Origin of the sequence: Sedimentitalea sp. (genome assembly GCF_039973035.1) — a bacterium.
Lineage (GTDB): Bacteria > Pseudomonadota > Alphaproteobacteria > Rhodobacterales > Rhodobacteraceae > Sedimentitalea.
Genome location: NZ_JBDWLR010000007.1, coordinates 51,332 through 72,323, shown reverse-complemented (window position 1 = coordinate 72,323; position 20,992 = coordinate 51,332). Strand labels below are relative to the sequence as shown.

Genomic DNA, 20,992 nt, shown 5'->3' with positions numbered 1-20,992 from the left:
AAAATCGAGTACCGCCAAGAGAATTAGCAATGCAATGCGCACCGATTAAGCAATTGTGGGTTGAGATATTTCAGGCGCGATAAGGCACAAATGATCACCTGGTTCGACCAACGGATTGCGACGCACAACAGCAATGACCCCGTTTTGAGTTGCGGGCATCACTATGGGCTCAAATTGAAGATTGTGCATGTCGTACAAGGTGACGACAGGATCGCCTTTGCGAACATTGTCCCCCAGCAGCACATGAAATTCAGCGAGCCCGTAGTTGGTGCTGGTGATGTGCGTAGCACTATCATTGACGGCGATAAACCGGGTTGCAGGCGCTGGAGGGCGTTTCTCAATAATCCCCAAATGCCCCATCACTTGGTGCAGTCCCGCCCAGCCAAACTGAAAAGAGGATTGGGAAAAACGGCCAAGTCCTCCTAGTTCACACGCCAGAAATGCGGTGTTCAGATTATGTGCTGTTGTGTCAAAATCTCCTCCGGTGCCATCAATGTCACAAAGCATGGTGAAGGGTGCGCCAAACACATTTGCCAACTCCCAATTCCTACGGTTCAATTCCGCGTTTGGGCCACGGCATGTGAACCCGCAGTCGACATATTGCGTGGCCGTGCCACCTGAGTGGAAATCAACAATGACATCCGCCTGAGGGATGAGGTGCGTTGTAACGAAAGCCGCAACTTCATCCGTTGGACCCTGCCCAACATCGCCAGGGAAACTGCGGTTCATATTGCTCTGATCAATCGGAGATATTCGCGAGCGAGCCATGACCGCAGGCATATTGAAAGCGGGCAATATGATGATCCGTCCATTCACCGCATCCGGCTGCAACTCCTGCATTAGTTTACGCAGAATGATCTGCCCTTCGTACTCATCCCCATGACTGCCAGCCGTCAGCAGTAATGTCGCCCCGTTGCCGCCATGTATCACTCCGGCAGGCACTTTGATGGTGCTAAATGCATGCCGGTCGTCTGAATGGGTGACATCCAGGAACCCTGCCCGCTTGCCCAAACTGTCAAAATCCAGATTTGAGTGAACGCCACCATGGTGAAGCATTAGCTTTCCCTTCGCATAGATGGCGCATTGTCCACCGGTTCCGATATTTCGCGCAAGACCAGAATCCCGGCGACCAAAATAAGGGCCGCCCCCACAATGATATTCCAAGTGAGTGTTTCGCCAAAAAACACGGCAGCCATTATGAGCGCAGATGGGATTTCGACATATAAGAAAGGCGCAAGGAAATTCGCACGCGCCAGCCGGTAGGCATTTATCAACATTACATTGCAAGTGACAGATACAGCAGCGATTGCCAAAAAAGCAATCCAGTGTTGCAGGGTCGTTTGAGTGAGCAAGGGCCATACAAACGGCATCAACAAAGCGGCTCCGATCCAGAACTGCAAGAACAATGCCATGTTAGGATCCCCACGCACGGCCACCACGCGGTTTAGGAACAGATAGCAGCCAAACAAAACCCCCGTCCCGATAGCAAAATAGGCCCCTGGCGCGGGAGTGACCTGTGGATTTAGGGCAACCAGCACGCCCATCATCCCCATCACAAGTGCAAAGATCCCCACTTTGTTGATCCGCTCCTTGAGGAAGACAATTGCAAGCACCGCGCTCATGATCGGCGCGAAGGAATAGTAGGTTGCCGCTTCGGAGAACTGGATTGTTTGGAAAGAATAAACATAAGATCCAAACGCCACGATGATGATACAAGCCCGCAAGGTTTCGAATATCAGTGCCTGTTTGCTGGGTCGCTTGAAGGATCGTGTCACCAAGATCAATGGTGTGATCAACAGTGCTGAGCCCATGAACCTTACCCAAACGAGAACCAACAGCGGAACGGCACCGCTTAGGGATTTTGTGATCGCATCCGCCAGCGGAAAAACGACGAGCGATGCCGTCGCGAGTCCGGCGGCAACAAGATAGGATCGACTACTATTCATCAGCCGCAATCTTTTCTTTACGTCGGATTACATAAGCCTCCAGTTCTTCTTCGACGGCTGGATCAATTGGTGGCTTTTCGTACTCCCTCAGCAAGCGTTTCCAAATCTCGTTGGCCCGTTGGATTGCCGTCTTGGACCCGTCCTGTTCCCATGCTTCAAAATTCCGCCAGTCCGATAGAATTGGATCGTAAAATTCGGTTTCGTAGCGGGCAAGTGTGTGGGCTGTCCCAAAGAAATGTCCTCCCGGTCCAACCTCTGCGATGGCTTTCAGCCCAAGAGCATCGTCACTCAGATCAATCGGCTTTAGCATGGCAGCTTGCATTTGCAGCAGCTCCGCATCCAATATCAACTTTTCAAATGAACACGTTAGCCCTCCTTCGAGCCACCCACCGGCGTGCATCATCACGTTGATATGGCCCTGAACGCAGGCGTTGATGGACATGTTGCTTTCATAAGTTGCCTGCGCATCGGCACAAGCGGATGCCGTGGTGTTTGAGGATCGGATCGGAAGTCCGTAGCGGCGCGCCATCTGGCCAGAAATCATAACGGATTGCGCATATTCGGGTGTGCCAAGCGCAGGGGATCCGGTCTTCATATCAACATTGGACGTGAAATGGCCGTAAAAAACAGGCGCACCGCGACAGGCGGCTTGGCCGAGCACGATCCCTGCCAAAGCTTCGGCATTTTGTTGCACCAACGATCCGCCAATTGTGACCGGACTCATCGCGCCAGCTAATGTGAAGGGTGTGATATGTACAGGTTGTCCTGCGCGGGCAAATTCGATCACTGCTTCGGCTTGGCCATCGTCCAGCAACAGTGGTGAATTGGTATTGATCCCGCCCAATATCCCTGGTCGCGCCCGCAGTCCGTCATCGTCAGTTTGCAGGGCAATTTTCGCCATTTCGATGCAATCGCGCGCGCGATCCGCAGTGTTCATCCAACACGGTTGCCAGCCTTTGTCGCACAGCGTTGTTTGCGCCAACATCATATCCAGATGGCGCGTTTCAGGGGGCAATTCCAATGGCTCGCAACCTGCCCCTCCTTCGTGATGGAAGATGTTTAGCGACGACGACAGCTTCACAAAATTATGCACGTCTTCCAGCGTTCCTGCACGGCGCCCCTTATCTAGATCAGAGACGAACGAGGGGCCACAAACCGTTGCAAAAGTCAGAGAATTGCCACCAACAAGCACCGTCTTTTCAGGATTGCGGGCATGGATGGTAAATTCCGAAGGAATACCAACCAGCATCTCTTCGACCAAAGCGGGATCAAACCGAACGCGATGAGAGGACCGATCCACGTCGGCACCGATACCGGCAAGCAATTTCCGTGCGACGCCGCTGTCGACCTTCAATCCGACATCGCGAAGAACACGCAGACTGGCGTGATGAATGACCTCAACCTGATCGGTTGAGATCAGCTCGGTTGGAGGCAAAGGGTTCCGGACTTCGCTGAAGGGAAGCTGCTTAAATCCTGACGTACGAGAGGTGCGGTTTGGGCGGGATCGACGGGCCATTTGAATATTCCTGAAAAAGAGGTTGGGTTATGGGCAAAGCACGACCGCCAAGTGCTCCTGCCCAAGTTTCCTCGCCTACTATTTCTGTTCTGCGTCGATTGACCATTTCTTATTCTCTCATTCGGGAACCAGCGGGGTCAAACAGCGGGTTGGGCTGCAGTTGTGCCGGACAAAGTCGACCAAGTATTTCAACACTGTAGGCACCCCCCTCGTGGTAAGAATTTACGGGAACATATCCCAAGGCGATGTGATGTTCAGTAACCGGCCCCCAACCACCAGAGGAGACATATCCAACCGGTTCACCATCTAGGAAAATAGCCTCATCCCCCCAGATTGCGTCATCGCCAGCGTCCACGGTCAGGGTGATGGGCCGTTCGCGCGCAGCGCCGTAGTTTTGGGCCGCAACACGTCCAACAAAGTCACCTTTGTCTAGTTTAACATGATGCATCATGCCACATTCATGGGCGAAGTAATCCGATGTCAATTCTGTTCCCCAAGCGGCAAAGCCTTTCTCAAGTCGCAACATCATCAGGCTGCGCAATCCGCACAGCGACAGGTCATATTGTTCCCCTTCAGCAACCAGCGCATCAAATAGGGCGGGTTGATCTGTGCGCGGTAAATAAAGCTCGTACCCCGTTTCACCTGTGTAAGAGACCCGCAATGCGATTACGTTCTGGATTCCGGCAAGCGTGATTTCACCAGCACTTAGAAACGGAAAACCATTCGTGCTCATGTCGTGATCGGTAAGCCTTGATATCAGGGCTTTGGCATTCGGACCTGCGATGCTTAATCCCGCCAGATCATCAGACAGGTTCCGCAATTCGACGCCATCCGCTGGCAGGTATTTTCGGAAATGCCGCAAATACGCCAATTGCATCGCGTAAGTGCACACTAGCAAATAGCGATCTCCAAGGTTGGAAATCGTGAAATCGCCAATCACGCGACCGCTGTCAGACAGCATCGGCGATAGGCATAACCGCCCCGGTTTTGGCAAACGGTTTGCCATTATGTGATCAAGCCACTCTGCGGCCTTCGGGCCTGATACCTCAAACTTGGCCATATCAGAAAATTCAAACAACCCGACACCGCTGCGCAGGCGTTTACCTTCCTCAGCGACAGGTCCCCACCAGTTTGGTTGGCGGTAGGTCAGGCTGTCTTCTGCTTTGACGCCTTCGGGGGCAAACCACGTTGCGTGCTCACTGCCAAATCCAGTTCCGAACACCGCACCCTGTGCCGCTAATTTATCATGCACCGGAGATTTCGCCTGCGGCCGCGCCGCTGGAAAACTCTGGTAAGGGAAAATCTTTTCAGATCTGTTTTCATAGAAATAGCGGGTCATGTCTTCGGTGTATTTCTGTGTCGCGAAATCGCCAAAACGGGCAACATCCCAGTTGAAAATGTCGATCTCGGGCTCGCCCCCGATGATCCACTCCGCCATCACGCGTCCAATACCACCTCCCTGATTGAACCCAGCCATTATGCCGTTAGCGCAAAAGTAGTTTCGCAAAGCAGGGTGTGGGCCAATCAAAGGGCTCAGATCGGGGGAAAAAATCATCGGCCCGTTGATGACCCGCTTCACACCTGCCTCGGCAAGACAGGGCATGATCTCTACTGATTTTTCAAAATTCCATTCCATGCAGCTTAGGTCATCGGGCAGTAATTCATGCCCGAAATCCGCAGGCGTGCCATCCTTGGCCCAATGGGTGCAGGTGTGTTCATAGGCACCCAACAACATCCCCATGCCTTCCTGACGGGCATAACAGCCGGTTTCATTGTCATTAATCTGGGGCAGCTCAAATCCTAGGTTTTCGACCAGCGGGATGGTTTCAGTGACCAGATAGTGGTGCTCTACTGGCATCAGGGGCAGCTCAATTCCCGCCAAACGCCCGACTTCGCGCCCCCAAAGGCCAGCGGCATTTACGATGTATTCCGCATGGATCGTTCCCTTTTCGGTCACGACATCCCAAGTTCCATCAGCGCGTTGTTTGGTGGCCGTTACCGGCGTATGGCGATGGATGGTTGCGCCCAGTTGGCGGGCAGCCGCGGCAAAGGCTTGGGTGGCGGATGCGGGATCAACATGACCGCCCTCTTCTTCCCAAAATGCACCGATCATATGGTCCGTGTCCAACACTGGTGCCTTCTGTTTCGCCTCTTCAAGCGAGATGAAATGCCCTTCGATCCCCAATCGGCGACAGGCGCTTTGCATCATCGAGTTGCTGTCAATTTCTTCTTGGGTGCGGCAAATGTTCAACCCTCCGGTCGAATGGAACCCACATGCCTGCCCGCTTTCTTCCAACTCGCGATAAATCTGGAAAGTATAGCGGTGCATTTCCGCGGCGGAATTTGGCCGCACGACCGTAAAGAGACCGCCTGCTGCGTGCCAACTTGATCCAGAGGTCAATTCTTGGCGTTCCAACAAAGTCACATCGTTCCAGCCGTTCTTGGCCAAGTGATACAGGATCGAACACCCGACGACGCCGCCGCCGATCACAACAACCCGTGCAGTCGTTTCCATATGAGTAGCCCTATTCTTAAAATTAGCTGAGGCGTCAGCCTCTGTTTAACCCAATGCAGCCACAAGCTTACGGCGCTCGATGACAGCTTCGTCCAACCAATCCGTGCGCATCTCCGGTACGGAATTCAGCAATAGCTGTGTGTAGTCGTGGCAGGGTGGCGTCAGAACCTCATCCACCGGACCTTGGGCCACGATCTCACCCAATCGCATCACGGCAATCCGCTCCGATATCTTGGAAACTGTGGCAATGTCGTGCGTAATGAACATGTAACTTAGCCCTAGTTCATCTTGCAGGCTTTCCAACAGGTCCAGAATTTGTTGGGCAACAATCGTATCCAGCGCCGACGTAATCTCGTCGCAGATGATCAGGCGCGGCTCCGCAGCTAGGGCACGGGCCAGATTGACCCGTTGCCGTTGCCCGCCAGACAATTCAGGGGGGAAACGTTTGGCAAAATCTGTTGGTAGGTCCACCCGTTCCAACAGCCGTGCGACTTCGCGATCCGCGTCTTTTTGCGACAAGTCACGGTAGAACATCATGGGGCGGGATAGAATTTTGTTAAGTCGGTGACGCGGATTCAATGCAACATCCGCCATCTGAAACGCAAACTGGATTTGTTGCAATTCGCCATGACTACGCCCGGAAACGCTTTGGGCAAGTTGCTTACCATCCAGAAAGACGTTGCCCTCGCGCGCGTTCATCAGGCCGGATATCAGCCGACCCAATGTGGTTTTACCAGAGCCGGATTCACCAATCACGCCCACAGTCTCGCCTGCGTTGATGGTCATATTGATGTCTTTGAGCGCAATGGCCTCCTGTTTGGGGCCATAACCCGCAGTGACATTGCGCACTTCCAGCAATGGAACCTCGACGCTGGTATTCGCGGGTGGTGCATGGATCTCATCAGGCATCACATGTGCCGCTGCCATCAGTGCTTTTGTGTAGTCGTGTTGCGGGTCTGATATGATTTGTTCAGTCGCGCCATATTCAACCATCTTGCCATCTTTTAGCACCAGAATATGGTCTGCGATCTGTGCAACCAATGACAGATCATGGGTGACATAAATTGCAGCGGTACCGTTATCTTTGATCAGCTTCTTGAAGCTCGCCAACACTTCGATTTGTGTTGTCACGTCCAGTGCCGTGGTTGGTTCATCAAGAATTAGAAACCGTGGATCACTGATCATCGCCATAGCTGCCATCAAGCGTTGCAGTTGTCCGCCCGACACCTGATGCGGATAGCGTGACCCGATGGTTTCTGGATCAGGCAGCTCAAGTGCAGCGTATAGCTTGGCGGCCTTTGCCAACGCGTCTGGACGGGTCATGCTGCCGGTAATCACGGGAATTTCGGTCACTTGCGCATCGATGGTCATTGCGCTGTTGAAAGACGCCGCTGCAGATTGCGCCACATAAGTTATGTCATTTCCACGCAGCTTTTGCAGGTCCGCTAACGATTGCTCCAGCACGTTTTGACCCTCCAAGGTCACCGACCCAGAAGTAATGTGACACCCCGGCCGTGTGTAACCCATGCACCCCAACGAGATTGTTGTTTTGCCCGAGCCAGATTCACCTATCAATGCGATGACTTCCCCCGGTTGCACATCAAATGAGATACCATCGACGATCTTGAATTCGTGACCCTTCTTGTCACGGACTGACACATCGAAGTCGCGCACTTTCAAAAGAGGTTCAGTCATATCAGATCTCATCCGGAAGCTGTGCGCTTGAACGTTGAAGCAACCAATCGACAAAGACGTTCATAGAAATTGCGATCAGCGCGATGCAAATTGCGGGGTAAAGCGTGGTATATTCGCCGTAAAGAATGGCCTGCATGTTTTCCTTAACCATGACCCCAAGGTCAGATTGCGGCGGCTGCACCCCAAGACCCAGAAAACTTAGCGCCGAGATAAACAGGATTGCATAGGTAAAGCGGATACCAAACTCTGCCGCCAGAGGTGTCAGCGCATTGGGAAGAACTTCTTGCCAAATGATCCAACCTTTGCCTTCCCCTCTGACAATGGCGGCCTCGACATAATCCATAACCATGATGTTCACGGCCAGTGCCCTTGCGACACGAAACACGCGGGTCATGTCGATGAATGCGATGGTAAAGACCAGAACCACAAACGAACTGCCCAGCGAGTTGATGACGATCAGCGCCAGCATCAAAGACGGGAACGACAACATCGCGTCGTTCAAGCGGCTCACGTACGAGTCTACTTTCCCGCCAAACGCCGCGGCCAGAAAGCCCAGGCCAACACCGGCAAAGAACGACAGAAACGTGATTGCCAAAGCAAGGAACAATGTCACCCGCACGCCGAATATCATACGCGATAGAATATCACGGCCCAGATAATCGCTGCCCAGCCACATGGCCGCACTTGGCGATTCAAAACTGTTGTTAGTTAGGATTGCCCCCTCGTCATAGGGTGCGATCCATGGGGCAAGCGCGCCAACAATAAAGACAAATATCAAGATCAGAAGGCAAACCGTGACACCTGGTGTCAGGTCAGACAACACCTCTCGGAGATCTTTATGCCATGTGCTTGAATCAGAACTCACTTCTTATACCTCACCCGCGGGTTTGCCATAATGGAAAGGATATCGGCGCTCATGTTCAGAAGGATGTAGAACGAGCAAAAAATCATTGCACAGGTCTGCACGATTGGAACATCGCGGTTCGTGACTGCTTCGACCATAAAGCGGCCCAAACCCGGAAAATTGAAAAGGGTTTCGATAACGACGACACCGCTGATCAGATATGCAAGGTTCAATGCGACCACGTTTACGATCGGCCCAAACGCATTGGGCAAGGCATGCCGAAGCAATAAACGCCGTCGTGGAACACCTTTCAAAATTGCCATCTCAATCGCAGGACTGGAAAGCACGTTTAGGACCGCAGAGCGGGTCATCCGCACCATGTGTGCCAGAATCGTAAAGGTCAGCCCGGCAACGGGAAGGATCAGAATACGTATCCAGTCAAAGATATCATAGCTTGGTCGAATTGAAGCAATCGCAGGCAGCCAATGCAGCTTGACCGCGAAAACCGTGACAAGAATGACGGCGACCAAGAAGTCCGGAAAGGAAATCAGTGCAAGGGATGTCGAAGTGACAACACGATCAACCAATCCGCCTGGCTTTGTTGCGGCCAGAAGGCCAAGCGTAATTGCCAAAGGGACCGCGATAAGCGCAGTGCAGGTCGCCAATATGACCGTATTTTTGCCCCGGCGTGCAATTTCTGTACCGATGTCAGCACCGTTCGCAAGTGAAGTGCCAAAATCACCCACAACGAAGTTTGTGAGCCAGACAAAGTAACGAACATACATCGGTTCATTTAGACCTAAGCGGTCTCTTACTTGTGCCAGCAATTCTGGTGTTGCCCCCTGCCCGAGGATCGCATGTGCGACATCCCCTGGCAAAATCTCTGTTCCCACGAATACAAGAATAGAGACGAAGATCAAAGTCGCGAGACCAATCAAAAGCCGCTTTCCAAGGATTTCCATCAGGCTCATTTGATCCCCTTTCCAAGTGGCGGCCACGCACTGGAGATCAGCCAACTGTGATCACAGTTTTTAGAAATAGCAAGTAAAATGTGCGATAAAGTGACCAACCGTCTGCTTCAGCCTATCCGATTGTAAAGATGCACACCCCATTCTGCATCTTCTTCCATAAGACGCCGCGCCGCAGCGCCATCCCTTCTTCGCAGCGCATCAATAATCTCCAAATGCTCACCCATCCAATTGTCTGGATTGACCAAATTGACGATACCATGCGCCAGCCAAGGGCCTGTTCGCACGTAAAGTGACTCGATCATCGACTGCAGTGCGTGGTTTCCGGTCAGTGAATAGACATGGGAGTGCAATCGGAAGTTACTCGCAAGAAATGAACTTGCGTCCTGCTTCTGCCACGCGATTTCCATCTCGTTAGCAAAGCGCTCCAAGATTTCTAGATCTTGATTGTTGACCCGCTGTGCTGCGATCTCAGCGGCAGCGCCCTCCAAAACAGCACGCACAAAAAACAGGTTTGATGCTTCAGCAGACCTAAGGTCGGGAACCCGGTACGCTTTCTTTTTGGCACCAATCAAAGCGTGTTCGGTAGCGAGCTGACGTAACGCTTCGCGCACCGGCATTGCGCTGACACCAAACTTTTCCGCCAACTTTCGGATCGATAGTTTCGCGGCGGGCTTTAGGTCGCCGACAATGAGTTCCATGCGCAACCCAGAATAGATTTTACTGCTCAGATTTTCTGACAGATCATCCCCTGTGCTCTCTGGGTCATTCATTTTTCTGGGTGCCTGCTTCAATTTGTGTAAGCGCTGAACCTAGTACATCTTCTTGTGAAAAGGCAACTTCACCAGCATCGCGAGCGGATCAAAGGACTTGCTTTTGGATTTTGACTGTGATCACAGTTAGAGATCACAAGGTGACAGCAAGCCAAAAATGGGCAAGAAAAGTCGTCAGAGGGCAGACTTTCTGGATCACCATGCAAGGGAGAAATGCGAATGTCAGACGACGAATTCAACGACTACCTTTTCGGCCAGTATGTAGCCAACAAAATTTCGCGACGGAAATTTATGGGTACGATGGCTGCAGCCGGTGCGACGGCCAGTGTGATCACTGGGATGACCGCCAAGCGGGCCTCAGCGGCCACACCGAAAAAAGGTGGACGGTTGGCTATTGGTATCGAAGCCGCCCAAGCACAGGACACTTTAGACCCCGGGAAATACTTCAGCACCGCGAATATCCAGATGGGATATTCCGTACATGACGTGCTGGTGAACCGGGACGCAGAACTAAAAGCCCAACCATGGTTGGCCACCAGTTGGGAATCCAACGCTGACGCTTCGTCTTGGGTGTTCGATCTGCGCGACGACGTGGAATTCCACGACGGATCAAAGTTCGGCGCTGACGATGTGATTTACGCAATCACCCGTTACACCCGCGAAGATTCAGAAGCGCCCGCAAAATCATTTCTGAGCCAAATCACCAGCATGGACAAGTTGAGCGAACATCAAGTTCGTTTCAATCTTGCCGCATCAAATGCGGACTTCCCGATGGTGCTGAGCGATACGCGCGTGCATATGACTAAGGCGGGCTTGGAAGATTTCACTGGCAAGCCCACGGGTCTGGGACCATTCAAGGTCGTCGAATTTACACCGGGCAGTCGCTATGTGTTTGAACGCAACGACAACTATTGGGGCAGTGATGGTCCCTATGTTGACGAGGTGGAATTCATCGGGATTGCCGACAACACCTCACGTATCAATGCGTTGATTGCAGGGGACATTAATGTCCTGTTGCAACTGGACCAAAAAGCAACACGGCTAATCGAAAACAGCGGATCGTCCTACGTTATCAACGCACCAAGTGGCGCGTTCCTAAACCTCGCGATGATGCTGGACCGTGAACCGACAAACAATCCTGATTTCCGTCTTGCCATCAAGCACGCAATCGATCGTGAAGGTATTCGGGACAACATCCTTAAGGGACTGGGTACTGTCGGCAACGATCACCCGATTTCGCCCATTGACCCCTATTACAACGCCGACATTCCACAACGCGTCTACGATCCAGAAAAAGCGCGCTTCCACATCAAGAAGGCCGGTTTGGAGAATACCCCGATTGACATCTACGGTTCGGATGTCGCCGGTACAGGTGCATTGGCAGCAGCACAACACCTGCAGCAAAGCGCAAAAGCGGCGGGGATCGATCTGAATGTAATCAATCCGCCTGCTGACAGTTTCTGGTCAGCTGTTTGGATCCAAAAGCCAATGATCACATCCGGCTGGGATCCCCGCCCGGTGCCGGATTTGATCTTCTCGATCGCATTTTCCAAGGCTTCCGGTTGGAATGAGACACTCTGGAAGAATGACACCTTTGAAAAGCTTCTGCTTGAAGCGCGTGGCACCCTTGATTTCGCGAAACGCAAAGAGCTTTACGACGAAATGCAGTTGATGTTGCACGATGACGGTGGCCACGCGACGCTTGGCTTCCGCAACTTTGTTGACGCTGCCGCGAACGAAGTTCAGGGCATCACCCCACACGGGTCTGGTCCATTGGGTTTCTATCAAGCACAGCGGACGGCTTGGATCGACAGCTAAGCTCCAACCCAAAGTGAATGAGGCCGGCATTCATGCCGGCCTCTTTTTCTTGAGGAACGCGCAATGGCGAGACGTGCACATTCTCGGGGCCGCAAGGCTGCGCAAGATCGCGCAGGGTCTGTTCCTGTTCAACGCCATGAGCGGCGCAACCAATTAAGAACAATTGATGCAGATTCCGCCGAGATGATCTTCTCAGGGGTTTTAGATCTACTTGGCAATTTGGGCATGCAAGTCGACGACCCGCAGGCGCGTCAAATTCTGGTAGACGGCGGGTGCCGCGAAGATGGGCACAGGACGTATTACCCCCCCGAATTGGTCCGACGCACCATGGAAACCATCCCGCGCCGTATCGAGTTCTTTAACCAAGACGGACATCTCGCTTTTGCCACTGATGATAAGACGCCTCGCTTTGGCACTGCCGTAAATTGTGTCCAAGTTCTTGACCCGCGTACTGATATCTATCGCCCTTGCGTACTTTCAGACATTTCTGATCATGGTCGGCTTCAAGACGCGTTGCCACACATCGACATGGCCGCATCGCTTGGATATCCCAGCGACATTGGTGCCGAAGATGAAGCATTGGCAAGTGCGCGTGCCCTGCTGAACACAACCCGAAAACCGATTTTTTTCACAGGCCATGATGAACATGGTGTCCGCGCCATCTGGGAAGAAATGGGACAGCGGGTTGGGGGTATGACCGCGCTGGCTGACAAGCCAATTGGGCTGGATCTTATCGGCCCGATTTCGCCCATGAAGCTGGGTGAGGAAACATGCCAGCGCTTGATCATGGCCGCGCAATTGCATCTGCCCGTTGTATGTTATCCCGCGATTTTCCCCGGCATGGCCTGCCCCCTCACTCTGGCGGGGGCAATCACCCAAGCAACGGCAGAATCACTTGCCGGGATTGTACTAAGCCAACTGGTGTCGCCAGGTGCGCCCGTCATGTCAGGGTCGTCCGTGATGCCAATGGACATGCGTCGCGCTGACATGGCGATTGGATCACCAGAATATACTTTGGCGGGCTTGGGGGCGGCAGATATTTTTGACTATCTTGGCATTCCCAGCTGGGTAGGGTCGGGCTGTACCGATGCGCATGATATTGGCCCGCAAGCATTTGCCGAAGTGAGCGCGAGCCTTCATGGGACCAGTGTTTCATCAACCGCTTTGACACATAACCTTGGCGTCCTGTCCAGCGGGCGAACGGGGTCGATGGAAATGCTGGTTGCGTGCGATGAAATGGCCGCGATGGCAAGCAGGTTCAGCGCCGGCATCCTTGTCACCAAAGAAACCATCGCAACCGAGGTTGTGACGCGAGCTGCCTTGGATAACAGTTTTTTGACAGACCAACATACGTTGGATCGGTATCAGACCGAAATGTGGATACCGGAGCTTTTCCAACGCGAGGGGCTGGAGAACTGGCAGGAATCTGATGCGCTTGATATGTCTGCGCGTCTAAAAGAGAAAACACTGACACTGATGCAAGGCTCATGAAATGACCGAATACACTTTGTTCTGCGCACCGGACACCTATGCGATGTCTGCACATGCGATCCTTGAACATGTCGGTGCCGACTATGCCCCGCACTGGGTCGAACTTTTCCAAGCGGCCCCTGATCCGGCATTTTTGGCTGCCAGCCCCCATTGCCGCACACCGGCCCTGTTGGGGCCGGATGGGCCGGTTTTCGAGACCGGTGCAGTGGCGCTCTATGTTGCGGAAAAACACCCGGACTCTGGCTTGTCGATACCGCAAGGTGATCCCCGACGCGGGGTGTTTTTGCAATGGCTTCTCTACCTCGCCACCACATTGCAGCCCGATGTGATCATCCAGTTCCATCCTGAATTCTACTTTGCTGATACAGGTGATCAGGCGCGCCTCAAGGCGGCATCGATGGAACGGTTAGAAGGCGTTTTTGCGACACTCGAAAGCGCGTTGGAAAATGGGCCGTATTTCTTTGGCGACACGCCAACTGTGCCCGACTTCATCCTCGCGACACAAACCATTTGGGATGTGATCTTTCCTGATCAGGACATTACCCGTTATCCAAACATCGCCCGTCAACGTGACGCGATTTACGCACTACCAGCGACGCAACGGATGGTTGCCCAACATGCCGCTGAACGTGAACGGCTTCAACAAAAGGCTTAAGGCGCTACTGGGAAGGATGCGGCGTTTGGGTCAAGCCAACGTCTGCACCAAGCTGCGTTCCCAATCCGTTGATCATCCGAGCCCAATAGGCGAACGATGCGACCAGTTGGATGATATAGGAAATGCCCTTGTCGCAAAATCCAGCATCGCGCAGGATTTCGACATCCTTTGCGTTCATGTCTTGTGGGGTCAGAGACAGTTTCTGAGCGTAACGAACAGCCGCGAGGAAGCCCGGGTCTTGCAGCGTAACAGGCCAAGTCTCGTCGTGCAGCGAAGCTAGCATTTTGTCTGCAAGCGGACGGTCATTCATGTAATGGCAGAAATTCTCGCCGTGGTTCGCCACTGCATATGCGCTGCCGCAAAGGATCGCGACGTAGGTTGAGATAAATTCAGCCAGCGCCGGTTTCAACGGATTGTCAGGGTTGTGTAGCAACGCCAAATAATGCGCGTCCGCAGGGACAATCGCCTTTGGCGTTTGTGACATCGCGAGATACAGGTTTTCGACACGTCCATCCGGACCTTTCACCGCATCGTAGGCAGCAGCCAATTCACCAGTCGCTGCATCCTGTGTCGTGACGTCCACCCACGCTATTGGATTGGTTTTGTTTTCGCTCATCTACATCCCGATGCTGTGGCGCACAGCCGAGTTCAGCAGCGCGCGTTGGTCTATGTTCATCATGGCTTGAATTTCCGGCCTGTCTATAAAAACAAATCGTCCTTCATCCCACAAAACTTGACCATCAAATGCAATGGTAGCGTCCATAAAATGGAAAGCCGCGTCTCCGGGATCAATTCCTGCGGCGTGGATGTGTGTGTATCGCGGAGATCCATAGGCAACTGTGCCCCAAAGCTCCAAGTCGCCATAGGGGTCGCCCTTGTAGTAGGTATTTGGATTGATCCCAGTGTGCCACGAATTGATCAGGTACGGATCGCCCCCTGTCACAGCCGCAGCCTTTATCAGTTGCACTTTGAACTTCTCAACCAGATCATCTGGTCCCTTAAAGTCAGTGATCCGGCTATCGACCACCGTTACCATCACCGGGCTGTCCATCACCAATGTGCTGCCTTCATAGGCATTGGTTGAGCTAGACGTGACAAAATGATCAATCACCAGCTTACCATTCAGCTGATAGCAGTTGACCGGAGGAAAGATCATGACTGGAAACAGTTCAAGCGCGAACTCTGATACTGCGTCTTTCCCGATTGCATGTATCTTTCCATGTAGGTTTGTTCCGTTGGCAGCCGTGATCGTATAGCTCTTTGCATTAAGAACGACATCCAACAAAGCATCGTGCATGCGTTTCATCATCGTGAAATCCGCAGATGCAAACGGCGATGCGAGGTAAGAGCGGTCCAGAGTGTATGTCATCACCGTTTTCTTGTTTCCGGCATCCAGTGAAAACCTGACTTGGTCCCCCAGACGCGAGAAAAAGATGATCTGATCAGCAATCTCCATTTCGTGACGCACGTTGTCAGGAAATTCGGCTGCGTTTTTGACAGGCTTAGCCAGAATAACCGTGGGCCTCATGCCAAGACTTTCTGCAATCAGCGCGACATCACGGCATAGCTCAGGCTCAAAATACAAATTCTCGCCTTGTTCGCCGACAAGCAGAACTTTGTCACCCGGCTGTGCCCCAGCACAATTTATGAGCAAATTACGGGCGCCCGGCTCTAGTTCGTCCAAGGTGAATTCGGGCATTCCGGCCTCCTGTGATCTAGACAATACCTCACTATGACTAAACTGTGATCACAGATCAATGCGAAACTGACCCTTGCCAACGGAATGCTTCTGATCTAACTGTGATCACAGTTTTCGCTTTGGAGTCAGAGATGCGTTATTCGGGGGTTTCCCTCCTTACACAAGCGCTACGTCGCAACCGCAATTGGCCCGCGTTTGTTGCGACTCCAGAAATGAGTCCGACCTATGACATCGTGATTATTGGCGGCGGCGGACATGGGTTGGCCACGGCGCATTACCTTGCTGCTAACCATGGGATTACGAACATCGCCGTGGTTGAAGCGGGCTGGATCGGAGGCGGAAACACCGCACGCAACACCACGATTGTCCGTTCGGATTATTTGCTGAATGCCAGCTTCGCGCTGAAAAATTTCGCGCTAAAGCTTTGGTCGGATCTCAGTCAGGATCTGAATTTCAACATCATGTATGAGCCGCGCGGCTACGTCGATCTTGCGCACTCAGATGGCGAGTTGGAACATTTCACCGTGCGCGCGAATGCCATGATTATGGGCGGTGGAGATGCCCAAATTTTGGACTGTGATGCGCTTCAACAGCGCGTCCCCGAATTGGACTTACGCGCTGGCAAGCGTTTCCCAATTTCAGGTGCTTTGGTTCAAGAGGCTGGCGGCGTAGTACGCCATGATGCCGTCGCATGGGGTTTTGCCCGACGGGCATCTGCTGCGGGCATTCACATATTCCAGAACTGTCCTGTGACTGAAATTCATGTGTCAGGTGGCAAAATACATGGCGTAGAAACGCCCCGAGGCCGCATCGCTTGTAAGCAGGCCCTTATCACGGTCGCGGGACAAAGCTCTGCTGTCGCGGAATTGGCAGGTCTCACGCTGCCCATCGATTCAATCAACGTACAGGCCTTTGTCACAGAACCTATCAAGCCCGCGTTGGACACAGTTTTGAATTACAATGCAGGCCTGTCCTATATCAGTCAAACAGACAAAGGTGAATTCGTACTGGGTGGTGCCACGGATGGGTATAATTCCTTTGCGAAGCGCGGTTCGTTTGAACGGATTGAAGATGTGCTTGCCCGCGCCGTTCAAATGTTTCCGTTCCTGTCGCGTTTGCGTCTGATGCGCCACTGGTCTGGGACTGCGGACATCGCGATGGACGGAAACGCATTGGTCGGGCGCACACCTATTGAAGGGCTGATGATCAACGGCGGCTGGGGCTATGCTGGCTTCAAGGCGACGCCAGCTGTAGGTTGGTGCATGGCCGACCTTTTGGCCACGGGCAATATGCCCGACCTTCTCGCTCCTTTCGCACCAAGTCGATTTGAAACAGGCGCGGCGCAAGACGATGCCGGTATCGGCCCCTATCCTTGGCTGCATTAGGGAGGATGTTATGCTGTTGATCCCCTGCCCTCATTGTGGCCCACGCGACGAAAGCGAATTTGTCTACGGCGGGGCCACGCGCGCGCAACCCGCACTAGATGGCAAAACCACAGTCCAAGATTGGCAAATTGCATTGCATCAACGCACAAACCCGCGCGGGCCGATAGAAGAGCTTTGGTTTCATAGTGGCGGATGTGAAACTTGGATCACCGTTACTCGAGACACCCTTTCACATCAATTCTCGGATGCGCCATGACGAACCGTTTATCCATCGGCGGCCAGATTGATCGCACCCGCATCATAGACTTTACCTTTGATGGGCAATCGATGCAGGGCCATCCTGGTGATACGCTTGCGTCTGCATTGCTGGCAAACGGGCAACATCTGGTTGCGCGTTCAATCAAATACCATCGCCCGCGCGGCATTCTGTCTGCCGGACTAGAAGAGCCCTCGGCGTTGGTTACTGTAACAGACACCTCTGGCCGAACGCCAAATCTGAAGGTAACAGAAGTTCCATTGCGCGACGGCTTGCAGGTCACCAGTCAGAACAACTGGCCACGACTCGACCGCGATGCAGGGGCGCTGATGCAGTTGTTCAGTGGGCTGTTAGGACCTGGATTTTACTACAAAACGTTCATGTGGCCGCGCAAGGCATGGCACAAAACCTATGCCCGTATCATTCGCCGTGCTGCCGGACATGGCGAGGCAGATACATCGGCGAACCCCGCCCAGTATGACAAGCGCCGCAAATTCTGTGATGTGCTTGTCATCGGCAGTGGTGCCGCAGGATTATCAGCCGCAACTACCGCAGCTCAGGCCGGGGCCACCGTCATTTTAGTTGAACAAGATCAGGCATTGGGTGGTTCGGCGCTGACGAGCAGCGATCAGCTGCAAGGTCAGCCCGCACCCGATTGGGCCGTAGACGCTGTTGCTGCATTGCGGGAATTGTCCAATGTCACCGTGATGGCAAATACGTTGGCCTTTGGTCAATACGACCATGAATATGTGCAAGCGGTTGAAACACCCCAAGACGATAACGCAACCAAAGCAATCTTTTGGAAAATTCGCGCACGCCGGATTATCCTAGCCGCGGGTGCAATCGAACGCCCGGTCGTTTTCCCCGGAAATGATCGCCCGGGTGTGATGCTTGCAAATGCTGTGCGCACTTACATTCGCCGCTTTGGCGTCGCACCGGGTGCGAGCGCGGTTGTGGCAGTGGCTGATCCGCAAGAACGTGAAGATACGGTTGCCGCTTTGCACACCGCCGGGATCGAGGTCCAGGGCGTACTGGAAGACGGTGAAACGCTGCTTGGCACCACAGGCCGGCTGCATTTACGCACCGTGTCCTATCGCAACAAGATAGGCAAACGCAGACGCGTCGTCTGCGACCTGCTTTGTGTTTCAGCAGGCTGGATGCCAACTGCACATCTTTTTGCACAAAAAGATCAGCGCCTGGCGTTCAACGCAGCAACGCAAAGCTTGTTGCCCGCAGATGCCGGTGGACTGAAACTCATGCAACCCGTTGGCGGTGCGCGCGGGGTGCTTGACCTGTCAATGTGCATCGAGGACGGCAAAGCGGCCGCGCATCGGGCTATGGCCGAGCTGGAGTTGCACAGGCATTTAGACCTGCCGCGCCCCACACCAACGTCCCATACCGGAACAACGTTTAATTCCGACCAAGGCAAAGCGTTTGTTGATTTGCAAAACGACGTCACACGCAGGGATATCAGGCAGGCCCAAAGCGAAGGCTATGACAATATCGAGCTCACCAAACGCTACACCACGCTTGGAATGGGTACGGACCAAGGCAAAACAAGTTGGACCAACGGCCTGCTGGAAATTGCCGCATTGACCGGTAAGCCCGCCGAAGCGATTGGGCACACAACCTACCGGCCCCCCTATTCGCCAGTTTCCATTGGGGCGTTGGTGGGCGCGGATGTTGGGGTTGAAATGACGCCTGTTCGTCGCACCCCGTTTCATCGAAGCTTTGAGAAATTGGGGTGTGTTTTTCAAACATCCGGTGATTGGCTCTATTCGCGCCATTTCCCGCAGGGTGCAGAAACAATGGCTCAAGCAATCAAGCGTGAATGCCGCGCGGTGCGCAACAGTTTAGGCTGCGTGGACATGTCCACATTGGGAAAATTTGATGTTCAGGGTCCAGACGCGCTGGAGTTCCTGTCACGCCTCTACTGCAACAACTTCGCAACGATCAAAACAGGGCGCCTGCGTTATGGTTTGATGCTGCGTGAAGACGGGATTGTGTTTGACGACGGCACCATCACACGTCTTGGCGAAAATCACTATCTGGTCACCGCCACAACCGCAAATACCTCTTCTGTCTGGCGTCACATGCAAAAGCTGCTGCAGGTCGACTGGCCAGATATGAATGTGGATCTGACGGACGTAACCGACCATTGGGCGACGCTTGCGATTGCAGGGCCAAACGCGCGCAAGTTGCTGGCGGCCCTCAGCCCCGACTTCAAAACCGACAGCGACAGTTTTCCATTCGCGGCCGTGCGCGAAGGCACGTTGGAAGGTGCCCTGCCCGTACGCACATTTTCGGTCAGTTTCTCTGGCGAGCTCAGTTTTGAAATCGCCACTCCTGCTGGATATGCCGAGGCGTTGATGGAACGCGTCATGAAGCAAGGTGCCGCTTGGGACATCACCCCGTACGGCCTTGAAACCCTCGACGTGTTGCGGATTGAAAAAGGTCACCTTTCGGTTGGAACAGAGATCGACGGCCGACGCACGCCTAAGGATTTAGGCATGGGCGGGATGGTTTCGTCAAAAAAGGATTTTATCGGGCACGCCTTACTGCAACGCTCTGCGCTACAGGCTGAAGGGCGCGGCGAACTTGTCGGGCTGGTTCCCGAAGACGGGACCACGCCCATTCCATTCGCAGCCCATCTGAGTGACGCCCCGCTGTTCGAGGATAATAGCGGTGTTTCGTTAGGCTATCTGACGGCTTCCGTTCACGAATCAACGCTAGGGCATCCGATTGCTTTGGCTTTCTTAATGAACGGGTCAAACCGCATGAATGAAATTCTTTGGGCGCACTCTCCGGTCGAAAACCGCTCTGTTCGCGTGCGTGTCAGCCCTTCGTGCGCCTATGATCCAAACGGGGGGCGCCTCCATGCATGATGTCTTACGCCGCACATCTGCAACTGATGCTGATGGTTACCTGACTGGCCCTCTAGGGCTCCGGTTAGACGAAGAATTCATCCCTTTAAGTGCTGTGCATATCCCTTCATCGGACCTTGATGAATTGGTTCCATTTGGCCAACGCATTTCCGGGCCTCAGGGTATCTGGCTGCGGTTATGGCCTGAAACCCTTTGGGTCTCGGGCACACCTCCGCAAAGCGGGCACAGTTGCGTCGATATCAGTGATGCGCAAACGCACATGCGCCTTAGAGGCGTCGAGGCCCTGCATTTTCTGGCGAACTATTGTACGACCGATCTGCATGATGCCGCCGTGCGCAGTGCCCGTGTCGTGCGCACTCAAATTGGGCATTATTCTGCGGTCTTGTGGTGGGAAAGTACACGCGACATCCATATCGTGGTGGCCCGCAGTTTGGCGCAATCGTTCTGCGACCACATGCGCAGTTTAGCGCTGCGCCATGACCCGACAAATTCAACGCAAAATCTACGTTCGGTGGCCCCCACTGCCCCCAACAGAAGAGGATAGAA

General features: G+C 53.5%; 17 protein-coding genes. 7 read left to right on the top strand and 10 right to left on the bottom strand.

Features of this window, described 5'->3' with window-relative positions; translation table 11 throughout:
* Positions 1-45: 45 nt before the first annotated feature.
* The 8 genes from ABJO75_RS01125 to ABJO75_RS01090 all read right to left on the bottom strand — a co-directional run bounded on the left by ABJO75_RS01125 (position 46) and on the right by ABJO75_RS01090 (position 10,257).
* The gene (locus ABJO75_RS01125) at positions 46-1,056 is read right to left on the bottom strand and encodes a succinylglutamate desuccinylase/aspartoacylase family protein (protein WP_348432339.1); all 1,011 of its coding nucleotides are present in this window, start codon (positions 1,054-1,056) and stop codon (positions 46-48) included.
* On the bottom strand, positions 1,056-1,946 hold the full coding sequence (locus ABJO75_RS01120; RefSeq protein ID WP_348432356.1) for a DMT family transporter: 891 nt from the start codon (positions 1,944-1,946) through the stop codon (positions 1,056-1,058). The genes ABJO75_RS01125 and ABJO75_RS01120 overlap by 1 nt, the downstream gene beginning before the upstream one ends.
* On the bottom strand, positions 1,939-3,462 hold the full coding sequence (locus tag ABJO75_RS01115) for a trimethylamine methyltransferase family protein (protein WP_348432338.1): 1,524 nt from the start codon (positions 3,460-3,462) through the stop codon (positions 1,939-1,941). Before ABJO75_RS01115 ends, ABJO75_RS01120 begins: the two co-directional genes overlap by 8 nt.
* Before the next feature lie 109 nt (positions 3,463-3,571).
* Positions 3,572-5,977, bottom strand: coding sequence for an FAD-dependent oxidoreductase (locus ABJO75_RS01110; protein WP_348286047.1), 2,406 nt, complete (start codon positions 5,975-5,977; stop codon positions 3,572-3,574).
* Positions 5,978-6,022: 45 nt separating this feature from the next.
* On the bottom strand, positions 6,023-7,672 hold the full coding sequence (locus ABJO75_RS01105; RefSeq protein ID WP_348432337.1) for an ABC transporter ATP-binding protein: 1,650 nt from the start codon (positions 7,670-7,672) through the stop codon (positions 6,023-6,025).
* Position 7,673: 1 nt separating this feature from the next.
* Positions 7,674-8,492 carry an ABC transporter permease gene (locus tag ABJO75_RS01100; protein WP_348432336.1) on the bottom strand — a complete coding sequence of 273 codons (819 nt, stop codon included), beginning with the start codon at positions 8,490-8,492 and terminating at the stop codon, positions 7,674-7,676.
* A gap of 41 nt (positions 8,493-8,533) precedes the next feature.
* Complete coding sequence (locus ABJO75_RS01095; protein WP_348286052.1) at positions 8,534-9,487, bottom strand: ABC transporter permease; 954 nt, start codon at positions 9,485-9,487, stop codon at positions 8,534-8,536.
* Between the two features lie 107 nt (positions 9,488-9,594).
* Positions 9,595-10,257 carry a GntR family transcriptional regulator gene (locus ABJO75_RS01090; protein ID WP_348286054.1) on the bottom strand — a complete coding sequence of 221 codons (663 nt, stop codon included), beginning with the start codon at positions 10,255-10,257 and terminating at the stop codon, positions 9,595-9,597.
* Between the two features lie 219 nt (positions 10,258-10,476).
* On the opposite strand from ABJO75_RS01090, the gene ABJO75_RS01085 reads away from it, so the two are divergent.
* The 3 genes from ABJO75_RS01085 to ABJO75_RS01075 all read left to right on the top strand — a co-directional run bounded on the left by ABJO75_RS01085 (position 10,477) and on the right by ABJO75_RS01075 (position 14,221).
* Complete coding sequence (locus tag ABJO75_RS01085; protein WP_348432335.1) at positions 10,477-12,075, top strand: ABC transporter substrate-binding protein; 1,599 nt, start codon at positions 10,477-10,479, stop codon at positions 12,073-12,075.
* A gap of 63 nt (positions 12,076-12,138) precedes the next feature.
* A complete protein-coding gene (locus ABJO75_RS01080) occupies positions 12,139-13,566 on the top strand; it encodes a trimethylamine methyltransferase family protein (protein WP_348432334.1) in 1,428 nt (475 codons plus the stop codon).
* A 1-nt stretch (position 13,567) separates the two neighbouring features.
* Entirely contained in the window at positions 13,568-14,221 is a 654-nt protein-coding gene (locus ABJO75_RS01075) for a glutathione S-transferase family protein (protein WP_348432333.1), read from the top strand.
* A gap of 4 nt (positions 14,222-14,225) precedes the next feature.
* Here ABJO75_RS01075 and ABJO75_RS01070 read toward each other — a convergent pair whose 3' ends face one another.
* The gene (locus tag ABJO75_RS01070; RefSeq protein WP_348432332.1) at positions 14,226-14,837 is read right to left on the bottom strand and encodes a hypothetical protein; all 612 of its coding nucleotides are present in this window, start codon (positions 14,835-14,837) and stop codon (positions 14,226-14,228) included.
* Entirely contained in the window at positions 14,838-15,920 is a 1,083-nt protein-coding gene (locus ABJO75_RS01065) for a hypothetical protein (RefSeq protein ID WP_348432331.1), read from the bottom strand.
* 212 nt (positions 15,921-16,132) lie between these two features.
* On the opposite strand from ABJO75_RS01065, the gene ABJO75_RS01060 reads away from it, so the two are divergent.
* The 4 genes from ABJO75_RS01060 to ABJO75_RS01045 are packed head-to-tail and all read left to right on the top strand — an operon-like array spanning position 16,133 to position 20,990.
* Positions 16,133-17,305: an FAD-dependent oxidoreductase gene (locus tag ABJO75_RS01060; RefSeq protein ID WP_348432330.1), complete on the top strand. Its 1,173-nt coding sequence runs from the start codon at positions 16,133-16,135 to the stop codon at positions 17,303-17,305.
* Positions 17,271-17,561 (top strand): sarcosine oxidase subunit delta, encoded by a 291-nt coding sequence (locus ABJO75_RS01055; protein WP_348432329.1) that lies wholly within the window; start codon positions 17,271-17,273, stop codon positions 17,559-17,561. The genes ABJO75_RS01060 and ABJO75_RS01055 overlap by 35 nt, the downstream gene beginning before the upstream one ends.
* A complete protein-coding gene (locus ABJO75_RS01050) occupies positions 17,558-20,446 on the top strand; it encodes an FAD-dependent oxidoreductase (RefSeq protein ID WP_348432328.1) in 2,889 nt (962 codons plus the stop codon). The genes ABJO75_RS01055 and ABJO75_RS01050 overlap by 4 nt, the downstream gene beginning before the upstream one ends.
* Complete coding sequence (locus ABJO75_RS01045) at positions 20,439-20,990, top strand: hypothetical protein (RefSeq protein WP_348412839.1); 552 nt, start codon at positions 20,439-20,441, stop codon at positions 20,988-20,990. Before ABJO75_RS01050 ends, ABJO75_RS01045 begins: the two co-directional genes overlap by 8 nt.
* The last annotated feature ends 2 nt before the right edge of the window (positions 20,991-20,992 follow it).